The sequence below is a fragment of the Marinomonas sp. 15G6-16 genome (assembly GCF_055809555.1).
Window position 1 is genome coordinate 2,447,136 of the sequence record NZ_CM147916.1, and the last position, 17,429, is coordinate 2,464,564.

The window sequence follows — 17,429 nt, forward strand, 5'->3', positions numbered from 1 at the left end:
GAGATGAATAGACTTTAGATCAAGTTAGAGCTGAAGGTCAAAACCTCATGAAATCAACCATGATAAATGAATCATATTGAACCACTAAAAAAATAGTGGTTTGTATAAGGCAAGATAATATGACGTTTAAACCAACATACAGCAAAAAAGATGTCGATGTTTTAAAAGACGAATGCCTTTACAAAGGCTTTTTTGAAATGCGTAAACTGACATTGAAACACAAGAAGTTTAATGGTCAATGGAGTAATCCAATGACTCGCGAGATGATGGTGCGAAACGATGCGGTTTGTGTGCTTCTGTTTGACCCTGTAGCGGATAAAGTATTGCTGATCGAGCAGTTCCGTCCAACCATGCTAAGAAGTGAATCACCATGGCTGCTTGAACTGGTTGCTGGCATGGTCGAAGAAGGCGAGACAGATGAAGAAGTCGCTCGTCGAGAATCTTTAGAAGAAGCGGGTGTTGTCGTAAAGCGTCTTGAATACATGTTTAAATTTGTGCCGTCACCGGGTGGTTTAGTCGAATATCTACGCATGTATGCTGGTGAGTTTGATTCTAGTTCAGCGGATTTGACAAAAATTCATGGTTTAGACAATGAAAATGAAGACATTAAATTGCACTTAATGACGTCTGATGAGGCGATTGCTTTACTAGAGCAAGATGTAGAAAACGCCAGTACTATCATGGGGTTGCAGTGGTTTGCTCTAAATAAAACGAAGTTAGTTAAGCGTTGGTGTGTTTAGCGTTATGAATCAAGAAGCCGTATTCGCCTCTAAAAAAAGGTCTTTCTTACAGCCCATTGTTGGTGTGACATCTTTCATCTTTATGAGCATGAACGCCTTTTTTTGGACATTATTGGTTCATCTTGTTTCACCTCTACTTTTGTTAAAACAATCAAAGTACGAAGTATTTGCAGAGCAAAGCTTTGATTGGCTTTATAACGGCTGGGTCGCATCAAATGAATGGTGGTTTCATCATGTACTTGGGGTGGAGTGGGAGCTTGATGACAACATGCAGACCGATTTTCAGCATTGGCATTTGATTATCGCCAATCATAGGTCTTGGGTTGATGTTTTTGTTATTTTCGCTCAACTGCGTGGTCGTCGTCCTTTACCTCGAGTGTTTATGAAACAAGCACTTATATGGCTGCCATTGGTGGGAACAGCCACTTATATAATGGGATTCCCGTTCATGAAGCGTTATACAAAAACGCAAATAGAAAAGAATCCTAGTTTGGCTGGTAAAGATTTAGCCACAACAAAGCGTTCTTGTCGCCGTTTGTTGAAACGTCCAAATTCAATCATGAGCTTTGTTGAAGGCACGCGTTTTTCTGATATTAAGCATCAGCAGCAAGAGTCTCCTTATACTTGCTTATTAAAACCCAAAGCGGGTGGCGTAGGCTTTATATTGCAAACTATGCCCCAAACTATTAAACAAATTACTGACATCACCGTATTGTACGAGCAACCCAAAATCACGGGTTGGGACTTGCTCTGTGGTCGCATTGGTCGAGTGAAAGTGATGGTTCGAGAAGTGGCGCTTCCAAATACGCTTTTGGCGCCAGATTATCGAGCGTCCGATAAGGATAGAGAACACTTTTTTGCTTGGTTTAATCTATACTGGCAAGATAAAGATATGCGGATGAATCATCAATTAAATGCCTTACGGAATGATTCAAAAGTAGCAGGAAAGGCTTTTACAGAAGGAAAAACCTCAGCAGAATGACAGATGTAACAAAGGCTCACATGACAAAGAAGAAGGCGAACAACTACGTACCAGACTTGGTCAGCTTGCAGATGCTCGGCGAATTGAATTACCGTCGCTTGGGCAAACTGATGCGTGGCCAAGAAACTCTGGATGCGTGGCATTTTGCGATTCACAGTGTGGGTGATCAAGAAAGCCGTTTAAGGCTAACTTTAGGCCAAGAAAGCCGTTTTACATCTGAAATTACCTTAGAGTTTGGCCCAGAAATTGAGAAAGAGTTGCTTTTCAAAACCACACTTTCTATGACTATCCGGCTTTATCATGATGTTAGTCTTGCTGAAATTACCGACGGACACCGACAGTATCAAGGTGCTTATCCGTATCCTAACGACGCTATGTTGCATCGAGATGAGAAGTTTCGCTTAAACCAGCAGTTGGCGGATTTATTGGAGCTATGCCTAAAGCACGGACACAGATTAAACAACACGCTGTCTTTCCAATTTGCCTAATACAAAGAGAATCACTGTGAGCAGCTTACTTTACATTCATGGCTTTAACAGCTCAGAAATGTCCCATAAAGCAACACTATTAAGTAATGCCGCAAAGGCTTTAGGTCAACCATGCGCTGTTATTTCTCCGCGATTATCTTGGCAGCCCGCACAAGCAATTAGGCAGCTTGAAGCAATTATTGAAGAGAACAAAGTAACAGGAATGACGCTAATAGGCAGTTCGTTGGGTGGCTTTTATGCGGCTTATCTTGCGGAAAAGTACCAACTAAAAACCATATTGGTGAACCCAGCAGTGCAAGCTCCTGAGCTACTGCAAGAACATTTAGGGCCTCAATATAACCCTTATACTCAAGAAGAGTATGAACTGACTCAAGCTCACATGACGGAGCTGAAGCAGCTTGTGGTGACGAACCCTACGCCGGAATTATATTGGCTAATGGTGCAAGAAGGAGATGAAGTGTTGGACTACCAAGCGGCACTTGATGCCTTCCCTAAAACCGCACGATTAACCCATGAGCAAAAAGGCGATCATAGCTTCACAGAGTTTGACCGTTTCACAAAAGAGATATTTCGCTTCGCTGAAATAATTACAGAGTAAGCTACTGCTTTTATTGGACTATTTCACACGGTGTAAACCAGTGATAGACTCTAGTGATCTAATTTACGTTTTGATGCCATACACAATAAATCTTGTATCGCATTATCAATTTGGAAGAAAAAACACGCATGTCTGCAAAAGAATATAATGCCGGATCGATAGAGGTTCTAAGCGGTTTAGAACCTGTTCAAAAACGTCCAGGAATGTATACGGACACCACACGCCCTAACCACCTTGGGCAAGAGGTCATAGATAACTCAGTAGATGAGGCTTTAGCAAAACATGCTGATCGTATAGAAGTCATACTTTATAAAGACGGCTCGCTTAGCGTAGAAGATAATGGTCGTGGTATGCCAGTTGATATTCACCCAGAAGAAGGTGTATCTGGCGTCGAACTGATTCTGACCAAGCTACATGCTGGTGGTAAATTTTCAGGCGATAACTACCAGTTCTCTGGTGGTTTGCACGGTGTGGGTGTTTCCGTGGTTAACGCCTTATCGACGTCTCTAGAAGTTTGGGTGAAGCGTGACGGCGTTCAATATCATATTGGTTTTGAAAATGGCTTTAAAACCTCAGAGCTGAAAGAAATCGGTACAGTTGGTAAAAAGAACACAGGTACAAAAGTAAAATTCACTGCCGACCCTAAGTATTTCGACAGCCCGAAATTCTCCCTTTCTCGTTTAAAGCATTTATTGAAAGCGAAAGCAGTGCTGTGCTCTGGCTTGCATGTGGTTTTTATTGACCAGAGCGGCAGCGAAGAAGTTCGTGATGAATGGTTTTACCAAGATGGTTTGAAAGATTACCTCGCCTTGGCAAATGAAGGCTTTGTACTTTTACCAGAAGCGCCGTTTATTGGTGGTTTAACCGAAAAGACACAGGGCGTAGACTGGGCAGTACAATGGCTACCGGAAGGTGGTGAGCTTGTTACAGAAAGTTATGTGAACTTGATTCCAACCGCGCAAGGTGGAACACACGTAAATGGTTTGCGAACAGGTTTGCTTGAAGCGATTAGAGAGTTCTGTGACTTCCATAATCTTTTGCCGCGCGGCATTAAACTAACCGCAGAAGATGTTTGGGATCGTTGTAGCTATGTACTGTCAGCGAAAATCCAAGAACCGCAATTCTCAGGGCAAACCAAAGAGCGTTTGTCTTCTCGTCAAATCGTGGCTTTTATTTCAGCGACAGTGAAAGATGCCTTTAGCCTTTGGTTAAACAAGCACGTTGAAGATGGTAAGAAAATTGCTGATCTTGTTATCAACAGCGCGCAAAAGCGTCTGAGAGCCAGCAAAAAAGTGGTTCGTAAAAAAGTCACGCAAGGCCCAGCATTACCAGGTAAATTAGCGGATTGCTCCGGACAAGACTCTTCACGAAGTGAATTATTTCTAGTGGAAGGGGATTCGGCTGGTGGTTCAGCAAAACAAGCCCGTGAAAAAGACTTCCAAGCTATCTTGCCGCTACGAGGCAAAATTCTTAACTCTTGGGAAGTGGATTCTGGGCAAGTGTTAGCATCGCAAGAAATTCATGATATTTCCGTCGCCTTGGGTGTTGACCCAGGTGATGAAGATTTAAGTGGTCTTCGTTATGGAAAAATTTGTATTTTGGCCGATGCCGACTCAGATGGACTTCACATCGCTACGCTAATTTGTGCTTTGTTTGTTCGTCATTTCCCAGCTTTGGTGAACAATGGTCATGTGTTTGTTGCCATGCCGCCTTTGTACCGAATCGACCTTGGTAAAGAAGTGTATTACGCATTGGATGATGAAGAAAAAGATATCACCCTGCACAAAATTGCCGCTGAAAATAAACGTGGTACACCAAACGTTCAGCGATTCAAAGGTTTGGGTGAGATGAACCCTTCTCAACTACGTGAAACCACTATGGCGCCAGATACTCGCCGTTTGATACAGCTAACAATGGAAGACAAACCTGATACCAATGAGCTGCTTGACAAATTACTGTCTAAAAAGCGCGCCGGTGACCGTAAAAATTGGCTAGAAACCTACGGCAACTTAGCGATAGTAGACTAGAATAAATAGAGTCGAGCCATACATAAACGATGTAGCTTAACTGTGTTCAGCGTAACAGAAGTGGAAAGAAAAATGTCCGAGACAAAAAGCGATGATGTCATAAGTGAAGAAGTGCTTTATGAGAAAATTGATCACTACTTAATGATGTTTGGTGGTGACCGATCGCTGCTTTGTGTATCTGAGTTAGACGGATTTTTAACTGCGCTAGGTTGCTCATTAAAAGAACTAGAGCCAGACCTTTGGCTAAACGCCATCTGGGGCGCGGACGAAGATCAACCTATTTGGGAAAGTACAGAGCAAGAAGATGAGTTCTTAAGCCTTGTTTTGATCATGTATATGGAAACCATGAACAGCTTATTGTTTGGCGACTTTTACCCAGTTTATTTAGAACAAGAAGTGGATGGTCAGCAGAAAATCATAGTCGATGAATGGTGTGTTGGCTTTATTCGCGGAGCAAAATTGATCGGCGTTGGTCTAGACGGTGACCGAGAATTCTTTGACGAAGTGCTTGCTCCTGCTCGTTTATTTGGTACAGAAGCCGGTTGGGAAAGACAGAAAAGCATGGTGGAAGAAGAAATCGACTTTTGGCGAGAAAATCTAGAGCCTTCTGTTCTTCGTTTGGTGCAGCATTTTCATCCAGAAATGCAAACTGTGCCACGCTTGTCCGATACCCGAGTGCTTCACTAAATACTCTCTTACAATGAGATAAAAAAGGCCGAGATGATTTTGATCACCTCGGCCTTTTTTGCTGGTGTTGCTAATGATCTAATGGAACTAGCCAACCACTTTAGCAATGCTCTCGCAAAGGTAATCGATGTTGTCATCGCTGACGCCAGCAATGCTCATACGGCCAGTATCGGCAATATAAATCGCGTATTCGCTACGCAAAGTGCGAACTTGTTCTAGCGTTAAACCTGAGTAAGAGAACATACCGCGCTGGTCTTGAATGAAAGAAAAGTCTTTGCTTACACCAGAAGCGGCCAATTTGGCTACCAATTTTGCACGCAAGCCATTAATGCGATCACGCATTTGAGCCACTTCTTGCTCCCATTCTGCTTTTAACTCAGGGTTCGACATAATGGTATAAACCACCGCTGCGCCATGAGAAGGTGGCATAGAGTAGTTCGCACGAATCGCCTGACCAACAATAGAGAAGGCCGCGTTTGCTTCGTCAGCGCTTTCAGCCATGATGCTCAAACCACCACAACGCTCACGGTAAATACCAAAGTTCTTGGAGAAAGAGTTAGCGATCAACATGTTGTCTACATTTTCAGCCATGTGGCGTAGCCCAGCCATGTCTTCTTCTAAACCATCGCCAAAGCCTTGATAAGCGGCATCGACTAACGGTAAAAGACCTTTCGCTTTGACGAATTCAGTCAACACTTTCCAGTGCTCAAGCTGCAAATCGATCCCTGTTGGGTTGTGGCAACAAGCGTGAACAAGTAGTACATCGCCTTCTTTCACTTCTGCTTCCAACTTCGCCATCATATCGTCAAAACGTAGGCCGTTTGTCGCAGGGTCGTAATAAGGGTAATCCAGAATTTCCACACCAGCGGAATCAAAAATCGACTTATGGTTTCCCCAAGTTGGGTCACTTACCCAAAGGCGAGCACCTTTCAAATTCGCACTAATGAAATCCGCAGCCACTTTTAAAGCGCCAGTGCCGCCCGGTGTTTGTGTTGAACGAATACGACCAGAAGACAACAAAGCATGACCTTCACCAAACAATAAATCTTGAATGATTGGCTCAAACTCCGCCGCACCATAAATGCCTAAATAGCTTTTAGACGCTTCTTGTTCTAGCAAAATCGCCTCGGCTTTTTTCACCGTATTTAAAATAGGCGTATGACCGCTATCGTCTTTATAAACACCGACACCCAAATCAATCTTGTTTGGATTAGGGTCTTTTTGATGAGCAATAATGAGAGCTAAAAGTGGGTCACCAGAAACGGCATTAAGATGCTTAAACATGATGTGTCATGCGTCCTTATCAGATTGTTGAGAGGAAAGTGAAAGCGTATTTTGCCGTAAATACAGCAAAATACAATCTAAGTGGCAAGGAAATGAACCTTGAGTTGTAAAGAAAGTAAGACACTTCGAAGCTAGACCGATTAAATTTGATGATCTTAGCTTCAAAGGTGTTTAGTTATTTGATTTTATCCTTTGCGGACTTCATTGCCTTCCGTTGGATGGTTGGGAATGTACATGGCGAGGATGAGTGATACGGCGGCCATGGCGGCGCCTGCAAAGAAGACGCTGGCTGGGGAGATGAGCCAGAGTAGGCCAAATGACACGGGAATGACGACGGCGGCAATGTGGCTGATGGTGAAGGAAACACCCGCGGTTGAGGCCATGTCGGCTGGGTCGGCAATTTTCTGGAAGTAGGTTTTGATTGCCAAGGCGAGGGCGAAGAATAGGTGGTCGACTACGTATAGTCCTGCCGCGAGAATTTCATTTTCTACTAAACCGTAACTGATAAATACCAGTATCAAACCTATGTATTCAAAGGTGAGGGCTTTGCGTTCGCCAATCACGCCAATGAGGCGGCCAATGCGTTTGGCGAAGAGCCAGTTGAAAGCGTAGTTGATTAAGAATAATAAGGTGATGTCGGCGGCGGAGTAGCCGAATTTTTCGACCATGAGGAAACCTGCGAAAACGACGAAGATTTGGCGTCTCGCACCGCTCATGAAGACGAGGGCGTAATACAGCCAGTAGCGCTTTCTGAGGATGAGTTTTTTGTTTTGTATGGTTTTGCTTTCAAAGGTCGGAAAGGCAATCCACATGAAGATCACGATGCAAAGGGAGGCGCTGCCAGCGATGAGATACACCCAACGAAAATCGAGCTGAAATTGTTCCAATAATACCCACAGCACACCGTAAGTGATCAGGGCTGACAAGGCGCCAACGGAGATGAGTTTGCCGAGCACTTCGGGCGCTTCTTCTTTTGTTAGCCATTGCAGAGATAAGGATTGTTTCAAGGTTTCTAGGTAATGGAAACCAATCGACATTAGCAGTGTGGTGCACAGCAAGCCGGCTAAAGAAGGAAAAAAGCCTGTGATGGCAACGCCAACGGTGAGCATGACTAACGACAGCATCATGAACTTTTGTTCGCGTATGAACAGCAAAACGAATACGGCGGTAAAGGCGAGAAAACCTGGGATTTCACGAACACTTTGTAATAAGCCAATTTCTGCGCCAGTAAAAGCGGCCTTTTCAATGGCGAAGTTGTTGAGCAAGGCTTGCCAGCTAGCGAAGGCGATTGGCAATGCTATTGCAATAAGTGTGAGGAGTGTTTTCGGGTTTTGCCAAGAATGAGCGGTATCCTTGCTGGCGGCATCTATATTGTTATTCATGACTGTCCTTGAAAATACCGTGAAAAAACTGGTACTGGAGAAGTTAATTGAGTTTGGATTATCGTTTTTTTTCGCTTAAATAGAAATAGACTAAAAAATCGAGTAGGGATTTCAATCGTATATATTATTTAAGTGGTTTTCCTACTGAAACAGAACAGACAAAAATTGGTATTTTTGAGAAGGGTTATCGTTTATATTAATGGCGTTTTTTGATGACCTTTAGATGGCTTGAGGATGTATGACATCGATTTTACAAAATGAACGGGAAGAAGTTCAGCTGAAGCAGCGAGTAATAACGGTTGTTGAGGTGAAAGATATATCGAAAACTCTGCGTAGGGTGACGTTTCATGGAGAAGATTTAGAAGGTTTTAAGTTTCACCTTTTGTCTCCTGAAGCCCATGTGAAATTGTTTTTCCCCGATATGGAAACTGGCGAATTGAGGATGCCAACGGTTCCAGCTGACGGTTGGGGCGCTGATTGGGAAGGGGTAAACGAAGGGCGTTTCTCGCCGTTTCGTGATTATACGATTCGTTCTTTTGATGCAGACGCTTTAATCGTGGAGATCGATTTTGCTTTGCATCATGTTGGTGTCGGTGGGCCTTGGGCGATACAAGCAAAAGCTGGACAGAAGCTTGGCATATTTGGTCCTAGATTTATTAAAACTCCGCCATTAAATGCTAAGCGTTATGTTTTCTTAGCCGATGAAACCAGTCTTCCCGCTTTGGCGCGTTGGTTAGAAATATTGCCTGAAGAAGCGATTGTGGATGCTTGGATTGAAGTGGAGTCGGCGGAAAGCGAAATCATCTTGCCGTCTCATGCCGGAGCGAATGTTCATTGGCTTTATTCTAAGCCAGATGAAACCATCGGAAGTAAGTTGATAGAGGCGGTTGAATTAATCTCGGATGAGTTTTTTAGCTCTGAAACTTGGGTTTGGGCGGCTACGGAAGCTCATACTATTGCTAAGTTGAAACGTACTCTTGTAAAAGACGAGCGATTAAATTCAGCGCATTTAGATCTTACTTCTTACTGGAAGCAGGTCTAAAACAGCTGCTGGGTTCGAGAAATGGCCGACAAACTCAAAAAATTGATCTAATAATAGGTAAATTATTAGCATTCTAGAAAATGAGTTTTATAATGGTGCTCGACAATAGGTACTTCTTATTCACTTTTCATATTTACCATCACATGGGATAAAAAAGGAAACCTCAAATGAAAAATAAACGTCCAGTTAATCTGGATTTGCACACTATTAAGTTGCCCATTACTGGGGTTGCTTCTATTTTGCATAGAATCAGCGCGGTAATCTTATGGGTAGCGATGGCTTTTTTCTTGTCTGTTTTATGTGTTTCATTAGGCTCTCCAGAAGGGTTTGATAATATCGAGAAACTGGTAACAGAGAATTTTCTAGTTCAGTTCATTATTTGGGGTTTCATGACCGCAGCGGGTTACTACACGATGGCTGGTTTGAAGCACATCACTCAGGAGCTGGGTTACTTTGAAGAATTAGAAAGTGGGAAGCTGATTTCAAAAGTGGCGATCGGTTTGGGACTTGTCATTAGTTTTCTATTTGGTGTGTTGATATGGGCTTAGGTTTAAAGCGGGAGAACCGCAGCGGTACAAAAGAGTGGATTTTTCAACGAGTAAGCAACATTGCGATCATTGTTTGGTTGTTTGTTTATTTAGGTTTAGTTCTTTCACAAACAGAATTAACTTATGAAACGTGGAGTGCAATTCATAGTGCTCTATGGTTTAAAGTGTACTCTTCTGTGACGTTAGTGTTGGCTATGATCAACTCGATTTTAGCAGGCTGGCAAATTGGTACAGATTACACTCAGAAGGTGTCTGTTCCTGGTTTTGAAAAAGGTTTTCATGCCTTCTATTTTGTTGTCAGCATTGTTTACTTGCTTGTTGGTTTAGGGATTCTTTGGGGTTAATTCCAAGGTCGTTCTAGCCAATCACGTAAGGCGCACAAAATATAAAAACTCTGATCAAAATAACCTTGGTCAGAGTTTTTTGCTTTTAGGGAACTATAAAAAAAAGCGTGCGTTTTACTTTCTGGCTTTCTCATTGTTTTGCTTTGTTTGTGAGGTGAGTGGTGCTTTCTCTTTCTTTGGCTGTGCTACCAGTTTTTTTGTTGTTAATTGCTGGCGCGATTTGTCAGCGCTTCCGTTTTCCCATGGAAGGCTTTTGGCCGGGTGTTGATAAGCTGTCTTATTGGGTACTTTTTCCTGCTTTGTTGTTCCATAAAACATCGCAGATTGATTTCACCAACCCTATGTTGACGAAGTACGCTTTCATTCTTTTATTCGCTTTGTGTATTGCTGCCGCTTTTGTCTTTATCAGTGCATGGTTCTTAAAAGTGCAGGCGCCCACAGCCTCTTCTATGCTGCAAGCTGGTGTACGTTTTAATACTTTCATCGTCTTGGCTCTAGCAGGCAGCTTATACGGTAATGAAGGTTTGGTGTTTGCAGCGTTAGGTGCCTCTGTATTGATCCCTTCAATTAATGTGTTTCTCGTTGTGTCTATGGTGCTGATGCACCGACCACCGGCTAAAAATGGTGTTGTATTAACCTTGCCGCGCTTGTTGAGTGGGGCTTTGATTCGTAACCCTTTGATTGTTTCTATTGTGTTAGGAAGTGGCCTGAACTTATTGGGCTTAACGCCGATTATCTTAATTTCAGACGTGGTGGGAATGTTGTCTCAATCGGCTCTGCCACTGGTCTTGCTAGCCGTGGGAGCCAGCGTTCGATTAGAAACGGTTCGGTCTGTTGGTATGACATTTTTGATGTCTTCGATAGCGCGTTTTGCGATATTTCCTCTTGTGATTGGCATTATGTGCTGGTGGTTGGATGTGAGAGGTTTGCCAGCGTTGGTGGCTGTGTTATTTGGTGTGGTGCCAACGGCAACATCGGCTTACGCTCTAGCGCGTCAATTAGGAGGCGATGCAGATAGAATGTCTGCTTATATCACTATGCAGACGTTGCTTTCTGTATTCACTGTGCCTGTTAGTGTTTGGCTGAGTCAGTATTTTTTATCTTAAGAAGTAAAAATTTGAATACAAAAAAGCCACGTAACTTTTGGTTTACGTGGCTTTATGATGTTTCTTTCTAATTAGCTTTGCTTATAAATGTTCTCGTAGCAAAAGTTAGTCGCTTCAACAAAACCATCTACACTACCGCAGTCAAAACGTTTGCCTTTGAATTTGTAGGCTAATACACAGCCTTCTTTAGCTTGTTGTAAAATGGCATCGGTAATTTGAACTTCTCCGTTACGGCCAGCTGGCGTGTTACGAATTTTGTCAAAGATGTCTGGCGTTAAAATGTAGCGGCCAATGATGGCTAGGTTTGATGGTGCTTCTTCTTTACTTGGCTTTTCTACCATATCCGTGACGCGGTATAAACCATCCATCATGGACTCGCCTTTAATCACACCATATTTGTGCACTTCGTCTTCCGGAACTTCTTCGATGGCCACAATGGTGCATCGGAATTGGTTGTAGAGTTTAACCATTTGCGCCATAACGCCATCTTCTTCACCAAAGCAAAGGTCATCAGCAAGCACAACACCAAAGGCTTCATCACCGATTAGAGGTTCGCCAGTCAGAATAGCGTGACCCAAACCAAGCATGTTGTTTTGGCGTGTGAAAGAGAAATTCACGTTGTCGATTAGGTGACGGATACCGTCCAGATATTGCTCTTTATTGGTGCCAGAGATTTGATGTTCTAGCTCGTAGCTGATGTCGAAGTGGTCTGCAATTGCGCGTTTACCACGGCCTGTTACGAAAGTGACGTTGTTGAGTCCTGCAGCTTCCGCTTCTTCTACACCATACTGAACCAAAGGTTTATTTACGACAGGAAGCATCTCTTTTGGCATAGATTTAGTTGCTGGTAAAAATCGAGTACCGTAGCCAGCAACAGGGAATAGACATTTGCGAATCATAATTTTTCCTTAAAATGGTATTAGTAAAATGGCTGTAAAAAAATAAAGTGGTAGCCAGCCTGTTCCGATTAATCCTTAGTATAAAGCATCTTTTGTGACATTTTTTATCACTTTAGTTAACCGATCCAATACAGGGGAGTTAAGTTTGTACCAATGCCAATAAAGTGGCAAGGCTAATTGTTTGTCTGGAAACAGGGAAATCAGCTGTTTATTTTTTAGTTTTTCTTGCACTTGTACACTAGGAACTAAAGCACAGACTGTGCCACCCATTACTAGCTCGACAAAGCCATGGGAGGAAGGATAAGCATGACTGTTTCGTATATCAGCCTTTAATTGTAAGCACTCATCGAGATATCGTCCCCAAAGTTCATCGTGTTCATCGTAAATAAGAGAAGGAGACTGCAAGACTGACTCTGGACTCAAGTCGCCTTTTAAGTAGGTTTCAATGAAGCTTGGTGTGGCGACCAGCTCGTAATGCATATTGCCAAGAAAAGTGGAATCACCACCTGCGACTGGGGTGCCTGTTTGACTAAGGCAGGCAACCACTTCTCCTGTTTGTAATAGGGATCGAGTGTTGGCTTGGTCTGCCGCTTTAATGTGTAATTTGGTGTTATTGGTTGCCGAAAAGTCCCTGATGACAGGAATAAACCAAGTGGCGAGAGTGTCGTTGTTAACGGCAATATTGATTGGATAATTAGATGTCTTGCCTTGTATGGCTTCCTGTAAACCTTCTTCAAGCATAGAAACTTTATTGAAGTGAGCGAGCATTTGTTCACCTAGCGGTGTAGCAACCACAGGGCGAGCGCGAATTAACAAAGGGCGGCCGCAATCTTGTTCAAGGCGTTTGACGTTTTGTGATACAGCCGATTGAGTGAGGTTTAAATAGTTTGCTGCTTTATCAAAGCTTTGAAATCGTAGAACCGCTTGTAAGCTGGCAAGTGCTTTATAATCCAACATAATTTTTTCTAATGTAGTTTTAGTTTAATTAATTTTAATTTAGGTTCTGCTTTCCGTAATATCAAGCGAAATTAAAGGAGAGCAGTAAATATGTTGGCGTTGATCAGTGGTGCAATTACAGGTGGTGGCTTAATCATAGCGGTAGGGGCACAAAATAGCTTTTTACTGGAGCAGGCGTTAAAACGGCATTATGCGTTCCCGATTGCCTTGTTGTTTATTTTGAGTGATGTCTTATCTATGACGTTAGGGGCATTCGGTCTAGGTTTGATTTTACAAAGTCACGATTGGTTATTAACAGCTTCACGTTGGGGCGGAGTTGCTTTTTTAGTGTGGTTTGCGTGGGGTAAATGGCGATCGTCTTTTCAAGATGAGCAGTTGATTCTAGAGCAATATACTAAGCGGCTCGCGCTTTGGCCTTTGTTTATGATGGGCTTTGCGGTGACTTGGCTGAATCCGCATTTCTATTTGGATACCATGATTCTAATTGGCAGCTTAGCAAACCAATGGCAAGACGATAAATGGGAGTTCGTCTTAGGTGGTGCATTGGCTTCGTTGATTTGGTTTTTGTCTTTGGCTTTTATTGGTCGATTGTGTGCAAAGTGGCTAGAAAGTGCGAAATTTTGGCGTTGGTTTAACCGTGTTAATGCTATTTTGATCTGGTTTATTGCCTTCAAAATTGCCACACAGCCTTTATCTTAATCTGATAAAAACTGTGCGGCTGCATTAGGGAAAAGTGAATTAAAGTTTGATTTCTACTTCGTGGCTTTCTTCTACTGGAGCAATAGAGGAATCTGCTTCCACAAGCATTTCTGCTGTTGCAACAGAAGAAACGGTTAAAGCCACAGGAATTTGATCCCCCTGATCTTCGATAATCATCGCTGGCTGGTAATGGATTCTATATATCGCAACCAAAGCCACAAGCATGTTTAGAGCGGCAACAAACCAGAATAAGGCATTTATTTGGATGAGATCCATCAAGGCCGCAGCAGCAAGAGGACCAATCATTCCGCCCACGCCATTTAGCAGAATCATACCGCTGCTGGCAGAGAGGATTTGCTCTGGACGCAACTGGTCATTCATGTGAGAAGATGCCAAAGAGTACATAGGAAACACAAACGCGCCGACCGCAAACATGCCTGCCATCATGATGATTTGGCTATCCAGATTGTAGCCAAGCGGGATGATTAACGCCGATAGCGCTCCGACAATGCTGACCCAAAGAATGGTGACACGACGATCTTGTCGATCCGATAACTTTCCTATTGGCCACTGCAATAACATGCCGCCCACATAGCTGGCACCGATGAAGAGTGAAATTTCAGCGATATTCATCCCAATGCTTTTCGCATACAAAGCGCCCAAGCCCAGCAAAGCGCCGGATGTGACACCTGCAATCGTTACGCCAGTGAAACCCAAAGGCGCGGTTTTCATTAGAGAAATGATGTTGATTTTTTCTGGGACGTTGATCGTTGGCGATGGTGTACGAACGAGCAATAACGGCACCAAGGCGAGAGAAATCAAGACAGACGTTAAGATGAAAAGGTCATAGCCATCAGGTGGAGAAAGGTTCAACAAGAATTGACCTAGAGTTTGGCTAGCCCATATTTCAATAATATAAATCGAAAACAAACGGCCACGGGTTTTATTTGTGGCGATATCGTTTAACCAACTTTCGGTAACAATAAATAAGCCCGCATAACACAAACCTGTGCCCATACGCATTAGCATCCAGAACCAAGGATTAATAATGGCTGACTGCATCAAAATGGTAATAGAAGCCAAGGACGCGACGGCGGCAAACACTCGAATATGGCCTACGTTTTTGACCCAGTTCGGAACCAATAAAGAACCGATAATAAAGCCAAGATAGTAGGCCGACATGATCAAACCAGTCGCTGTCGTATTGAAGGATTCGATGGAGGCACGAATACCAATCAAAGAGCTTTGTAGCGCACTTGCCATGGTTAAAATGGCGATGCCAAAGAGCAAGCCCCAGATGGGAAATAAGGTTTGTTTTAACATGCAATATCCTTTGAGCTAGCTGCGTATTAAAAAGCGAGTTTGAACTGGTCAATATTTCGGCAGACTATACCGATAGAATTTTCGAATGCAATCACTAATCAATGAGTTTGGCACGAGGAATATCAATTAATTTATTTGTCGTTATAAAAAGCAGGTTTGATGATGTTTTCTCATAAAACCTGCTTTTTTATTCCGAATAATCAAGCGTTATAGATATAAAGCAAATTAGGCCGCTTCGACATTTCGCTCAAAATGCTTACCCAGTAATGCATGGTAGAAGTTGTGGTCAGTCAAAACGCCTACACACTTTTCGTTTTCTTCTAACACCATGAAATGTTTGGAGTGATATCGAATGTCGACCGCATCACGCATTGATATATTACTCGGAACAATGAAAATGGCATTGTCTGGAATGTTGTCGAGCAGCATGCCTTTTGTCCAAGAAATGGTTGGTACTTGACCTTCTTGATCTTGAATGGAAATGAGTTTGTCATCACTTACATTAAGCCACATGCCGTTTTCTAAAATTACCTTATCGTTTTGCATGGCAAGTTCAGAGAGTGGTGTCATCAAGGAATGACCACATAAGACATTTAATGGATTAGTGTGGGCGACAAAGTTTTCAACGTATTCCGTTGCTGGATTCAAGACAATTTCTTCTGGTGTGTCTTCTTGAATGATTTTTGCGGATTCCATGATCGCAATTTTAGTGCCGATCTTCAGCGCTTCGTCTAAATCATGGCTAACAAAAATAATGGTCTTGTTGAGGCGTTTTTGCAGCTCAATCAGTTCATCTTGTAGCTGTGTACGAATCAATGGGTCAAGTGCTGAAAAAGGCTCATCCATTAAGAGCAGGTCAGTGTCCATGGCGAAGGCCCGAGCCAAACCAACACGTTGGCGCATACCACCTGACAGTTCGTCTGGTTTTTTGTCCGCCCATTGGTCTAAGCTAACCATTTTAAGTTGTTCGCGTGCTTTGATGAGGCGTTCAGTTTTTGGCATGCCTTGCATTTCTAAGCCGAAGGCAACATTCTCTAAAACGGTCAACCAAGGCATTAATGCAAAGCTTTGAAAAACCATAGAAACACGGTGTGTACGCATGTGACGTAAGGTTGCTTCGTTGCATTCGGCCATATCAACCATATTCTCACCGTCTTTAACAAGGCAGCGGCCACGAGCAATCTTGTTTAAGCCATTGATGGCTCGCAGTAGGGTGGACTTGCCAGATCCAGATAATCCCATCAATACACAAATTTCACCTTCATTTACTTCTATGTTGGCATTTTGCACGCCAACAACATCCCCTGTTTTTTCAATGATTTCGTTTCGAGTATGCCCCTTATCCATGAGCGAAAGCGTTTGGGCTTTATTGTCGCCAAAGACAATATCGACGTTTTCAATTTTTACAACGGCCATAAATTATCCTTCACTCTTAGTGGATGGAGACTTACAAATACGATCGAGCATAATAGCCACTAATACAATGGCGATACCGGCTTCAAAACCTTGTGAAATGTTGACTGTGTTTAGGGCACGCACGACCGGCTTTCCTAGTCCATCAGCACCAACCAGTGCCGCGATCACTACCATAGATAAAGACAACATAATGCATTGTGTTACCCCTGCCATAATATTTTGCATTGCGGCAGGCAGTTCCACTTTGTAGAGTAATTTAGATTTGGTACAACCAAATGCTAAGCCTGCTTCTAATAATTCATTTGGTACTTTGCTCACACCTAAATAGGTTAAGCGGATTGGGGCAGCAATAGCGAAGATGATGGTTGATATCAAGCCAGGGACATAACCTAAACCAAATAGAATCAGCGTTGGAATAAGGTAAACAAAGGTTGGTATGGTCTGCATCAAATCTAGAATTGGGCGCAATATGGTATACAACCAAGGGCGATGTGCTGCTGCTATGCCAATAGGCACACCAATCAGCACGCTAATAGACGTCGCAGAAACTACCAGTACTAAGGTTTGGATGGTTTCAATCCAATACCCCATATTAATAATAAAAAGTAGAGCGGCGGTTATAAAGACTAATAAGCCAATACTGCGATGGAGAAACCAAACGCCGACTAAAACAATGCCAATGACAATGAGTGGATGAATAGATTCAATGGTATCAACCATGGAGAAAATCATGGTTTCTAAAATAATAGAGATTAGATCAAAAAAGCCGGAAGCCGCAGAGACTAGCCAATCGACAAAGTTTTCCATCCAGGTGCCAAGAGGGATTTTATTATCCGTCAGCCAATTCATATATATTCTCCGATGTAACAAATAGTGCGCCTTAAGTGCTTGTGTTTCACTTAAGGCG

18 protein-coding genes are annotated in these 17,429 nt (G+C 42.9%); 11 read left to right on the plus strand and 7 right to left on the minus strand.

The features are described from left to right. Window positions 1-119 precede the first annotated feature (119 nt). From AC0L46_RS11710 to AC0L46_RS11735, 6 genes are all read left to right on the plus strand, one after another. On the plus strand, window positions 120-740 hold the full coding sequence (locus AC0L46_RS11710; RefSeq protein WP_473503778.1) for an NUDIX domain-containing protein: 621 nt from the start codon (window positions 120-122) through the stop codon (window positions 738-740). A 4-nt stretch (window positions 741-744) separates the two neighbouring features. Beyond that, window positions 745-1,722 (plus strand): acetyltransferase, encoded by a 978-nt coding sequence (locus AC0L46_RS11715; protein WP_473503780.1) that lies wholly within the window; start codon window positions 745-747, stop codon window positions 1,720-1,722. Further along, complete coding sequence (locus tag AC0L46_RS11720; RefSeq protein WP_473498520.1) at window positions 1,719-2,210, plus strand: DUF1249 domain-containing protein; 492 nt, start codon at window positions 1,719-1,721, stop codon at window positions 2,208-2,210. The genes AC0L46_RS11715 and AC0L46_RS11720 overlap by 4 nt, the downstream gene beginning before the upstream one ends. A gap of 16 nt (window positions 2,211-2,226) precedes the next feature. Continuing rightward, window positions 2,227-2,808: a YqiA/YcfP family alpha/beta fold hydrolase gene (locus AC0L46_RS11725; RefSeq protein WP_473503782.1), complete on the plus strand. Its 582-nt coding sequence runs from the start codon at window positions 2,227-2,229 to the stop codon at window positions 2,806-2,808. A gap of 128 nt (window positions 2,809-2,936) precedes the next feature. Then, a complete protein-coding gene (gene parE / locus AC0L46_RS11730) occupies window positions 2,937-4,835 on the plus strand; it encodes a DNA topoisomerase IV subunit B (protein WP_473503784.1) in 1,899 nt (632 codons plus the stop codon). Between the two features lie 72 nt (window positions 4,836-4,907). Next, window positions 4,908-5,522 (plus strand): UPF0149 family protein, encoded by a 615-nt coding sequence (locus AC0L46_RS11735; RefSeq protein ID WP_414680549.1) that lies wholly within the window; start codon window positions 4,908-4,910, stop codon window positions 5,520-5,522. 87 nt (window positions 5,523-5,609) lie between these two features. Here the strand turns inward: AC0L46_RS11735 and AC0L46_RS11740 are convergent, their stop codons facing one another. Continuing rightward, window positions 5,610-6,806, minus strand: coding sequence for an amino acid aminotransferase (locus AC0L46_RS11740; protein ID WP_473503786.1), 1,197 nt, complete (start codon window positions 6,804-6,806; stop codon window positions 5,610-5,612). A gap of 185 nt (window positions 6,807-6,991) precedes the next feature. After that, window positions 6,992-8,188, minus strand: coding sequence for an MFS transporter (locus AC0L46_RS11745; protein ID WP_473503788.1), 1,197 nt, complete (start codon window positions 8,186-8,188; stop codon window positions 6,992-6,994). Between the two features lie 238 nt (window positions 8,189-8,426). Here AC0L46_RS11745 and AC0L46_RS11750 point away from each other — a divergent pair, with 238 nt between their 5' ends. The 4 genes from AC0L46_RS11750 (at window position 8,427) to AC0L46_RS11765 (ending at window position 11,228) form a co-directional block, all read left to right on the plus strand. Further along, window positions 8,427-9,230 (plus strand): siderophore-interacting protein, encoded by an 804-nt coding sequence (locus AC0L46_RS11750; protein WP_473503790.1) that lies wholly within the window; start codon window positions 8,427-8,429, stop codon window positions 9,228-9,230. Window positions 9,231-9,397: 167 nt separating this feature from the next. After that, window positions 9,398-9,778 (plus strand): succinate dehydrogenase, cytochrome b556 subunit, encoded by a 381-nt coding sequence (gene sdhC / locus AC0L46_RS11755; protein WP_317004831.1) that lies wholly within the window; start codon window positions 9,398-9,400, stop codon window positions 9,776-9,778. Continuing rightward, entirely contained in the window at window positions 9,769-10,122 is a 354-nt protein-coding gene (sdhD, locus tag AC0L46_RS11760) for a succinate dehydrogenase, hydrophobic membrane anchor protein (RefSeq protein ID WP_414680544.1), read from the plus strand. The genes sdhC and sdhD overlap by 10 nt, the downstream gene beginning before the upstream one ends. A gap of 161 nt (window positions 10,123-10,283) precedes the next feature. Further along, on the plus strand, window positions 10,284-11,228 hold the full coding sequence (locus AC0L46_RS11765; RefSeq protein ID WP_473503792.1) for an AEC family transporter: 945 nt from the start codon (window positions 10,284-10,286) through the stop codon (window positions 11,226-11,228). 71 nt (window positions 11,229-11,299) lie between these two features. Here AC0L46_RS11765 and galU read toward each other — a convergent pair whose 3' ends face one another. Both galU and AC0L46_RS11775 read right to left on the minus strand, forming a co-directional pair. Further along, entirely contained in the window at window positions 11,300-12,127 is an 828-nt protein-coding gene (galU, locus tag AC0L46_RS11770) for a UTP--glucose-1-phosphate uridylyltransferase GalU (RefSeq protein ID WP_473503794.1), read from the minus strand. Between the two features lie 75 nt (window positions 12,128-12,202). After that, window positions 12,203-13,084 (minus strand): ArgP/LysG family DNA-binding transcriptional regulator, encoded by an 882-nt coding sequence (locus AC0L46_RS11775; protein ID WP_473503796.1) that lies wholly within the window; start codon window positions 13,082-13,084, stop codon window positions 12,203-12,205. A 90-nt stretch (window positions 13,085-13,174) separates the two neighbouring features. Between AC0L46_RS11775 and AC0L46_RS11780 the strand changes: the two genes are divergently transcribed. After that, window positions 13,175-13,783 carry a LysE/ArgO family amino acid transporter gene (locus AC0L46_RS11780; RefSeq protein WP_414680540.1) on the plus strand — a complete coding sequence of 203 codons (609 nt, stop codon included), beginning with the start codon at window positions 13,175-13,177 and terminating at the stop codon, window positions 13,781-13,783. Between the two features lie 39 nt (window positions 13,784-13,822). On the opposite strand, the gene AC0L46_RS11785 is transcribed toward AC0L46_RS11780, so the two are convergent. The 3 genes from AC0L46_RS11785 to choW form a co-directional block, all read right to left on the minus strand. After that, the gene (locus tag AC0L46_RS11785) at window positions 13,823-15,106 is read right to left on the minus strand and encodes an MFS transporter (protein ID WP_473503799.1); all 1,284 of its coding nucleotides are present in this window, start codon (window positions 15,104-15,106) and stop codon (window positions 13,823-13,825) included. 225 nt (window positions 15,107-15,331) lie between these two features. Beyond that, a complete protein-coding gene (choV, locus tag AC0L46_RS11790) occupies window positions 15,332-16,522 on the minus strand; it encodes a choline ABC transporter ATP-binding protein (RefSeq protein ID WP_473503801.1) in 1,191 nt (396 codons plus the stop codon). A 3-nt stretch (window positions 16,523-16,525) separates the two neighbouring features. Next, window positions 16,526-17,371: a choline ABC transporter permease subunit gene (choW, locus tag AC0L46_RS11795; protein WP_473503803.1), complete on the minus strand. Its 846-nt coding sequence runs from the start codon at window positions 17,369-17,371 to the stop codon at window positions 16,526-16,528. Window positions 17,372-17,429: the final 58 nt, after the last annotated feature.

Coding starts and splice junctions, on each gene's coding strand:
- AC0L46_RS11710 (WP_473503778.1), top strand. CDS start 120: ATGACGTTTAAACCAACATACAGCAAAAAAGATGTCGATGTTTTAAAA.
- parE (WP_473503784.1), top strand. CDS start 2,937: ATGTCTGCAAAAGAATATAATGCCGGATCGATAGAGGTTCTAAGCGGT.
- AC0L46_RS11715 (WP_473503780.1), top strand. CDS start 745: ATGAATCAAGAAGCCGTATTCGCCTCTAAAAAAAGGTCTTTCTTACAG.
- AC0L46_RS11720 (WP_473498520.1), top strand. CDS start 1,719: ATGACAGATGTAACAAAGGCTCACATGACAAAGAAGAAGGCGAACAAC.
- AC0L46_RS11745 (WP_473503788.1), bottom strand. CDS start 8,188: ATGAATAACAATATAGATGCCGCCAGCAAGGATACCGCTCATTCTTGG.
- choV (WP_473503801.1), bottom strand. CDS start 16,522: ATGGCCGTTGTAAAAATTGAAAACGTCGATATTGTCTTTGGCGACAAT.
- galU (WP_473503794.1), bottom strand. CDS start 12,127: ATGATTCGCAAATGTCTATTCCCTGTTGCTGGCTACGGTACTCGATTT.
- sdhC (WP_317004831.1), top strand. CDS start 9,398: ATGAAAAATAAACGTCCAGTTAATCTGGATTTGCACACTATTAAGTTG.
- AC0L46_RS11750 (WP_473503790.1), top strand. CDS start 8,427: ATGACATCGATTTTACAAAATGAACGGGAAGAAGTTCAGCTGAAGCAG.
- AC0L46_RS11785 (WP_473503799.1), bottom strand. CDS start 15,106: ATGTTAAAACAAACCTTATTTCCCATCTGGGGCTTGCTCTTTGGCATC.
- choW (WP_473503803.1), bottom strand. CDS start 17,371: ATGAATTGGCTGACGGATAATAAAATCCCTCTTGGCACCTGGATGGAA.
- AC0L46_RS11775 (WP_473503796.1), bottom strand. CDS start 13,084: ATGTTGGATTATAAAGCACTTGCCAGCTTACAAGCGGTTCTACGATTT.
- sdhD (WP_414680544.1), top strand. CDS start 9,769: ATGGGCTTAGGTTTAAAGCGGGAGAACCGCAGCGGTACAAAAGAGTGG.
- AC0L46_RS11780 (WP_414680540.1), top strand. CDS start 13,175: ATGTTGGCGTTGATCAGTGGTGCAATTACAGGTGGTGGCTTAATCATA.
- AC0L46_RS11740 (WP_473503786.1), bottom strand. CDS start 6,806: ATGTTTAAGCATCTTAATGCCGTTTCTGGTGACCCACTTTTAGCTCTC.
- AC0L46_RS11735 (WP_414680549.1), top strand. CDS start 4,908: ATGTCCGAGACAAAAAGCGATGATGTCATAAGTGAAGAAGTGCTTTAT.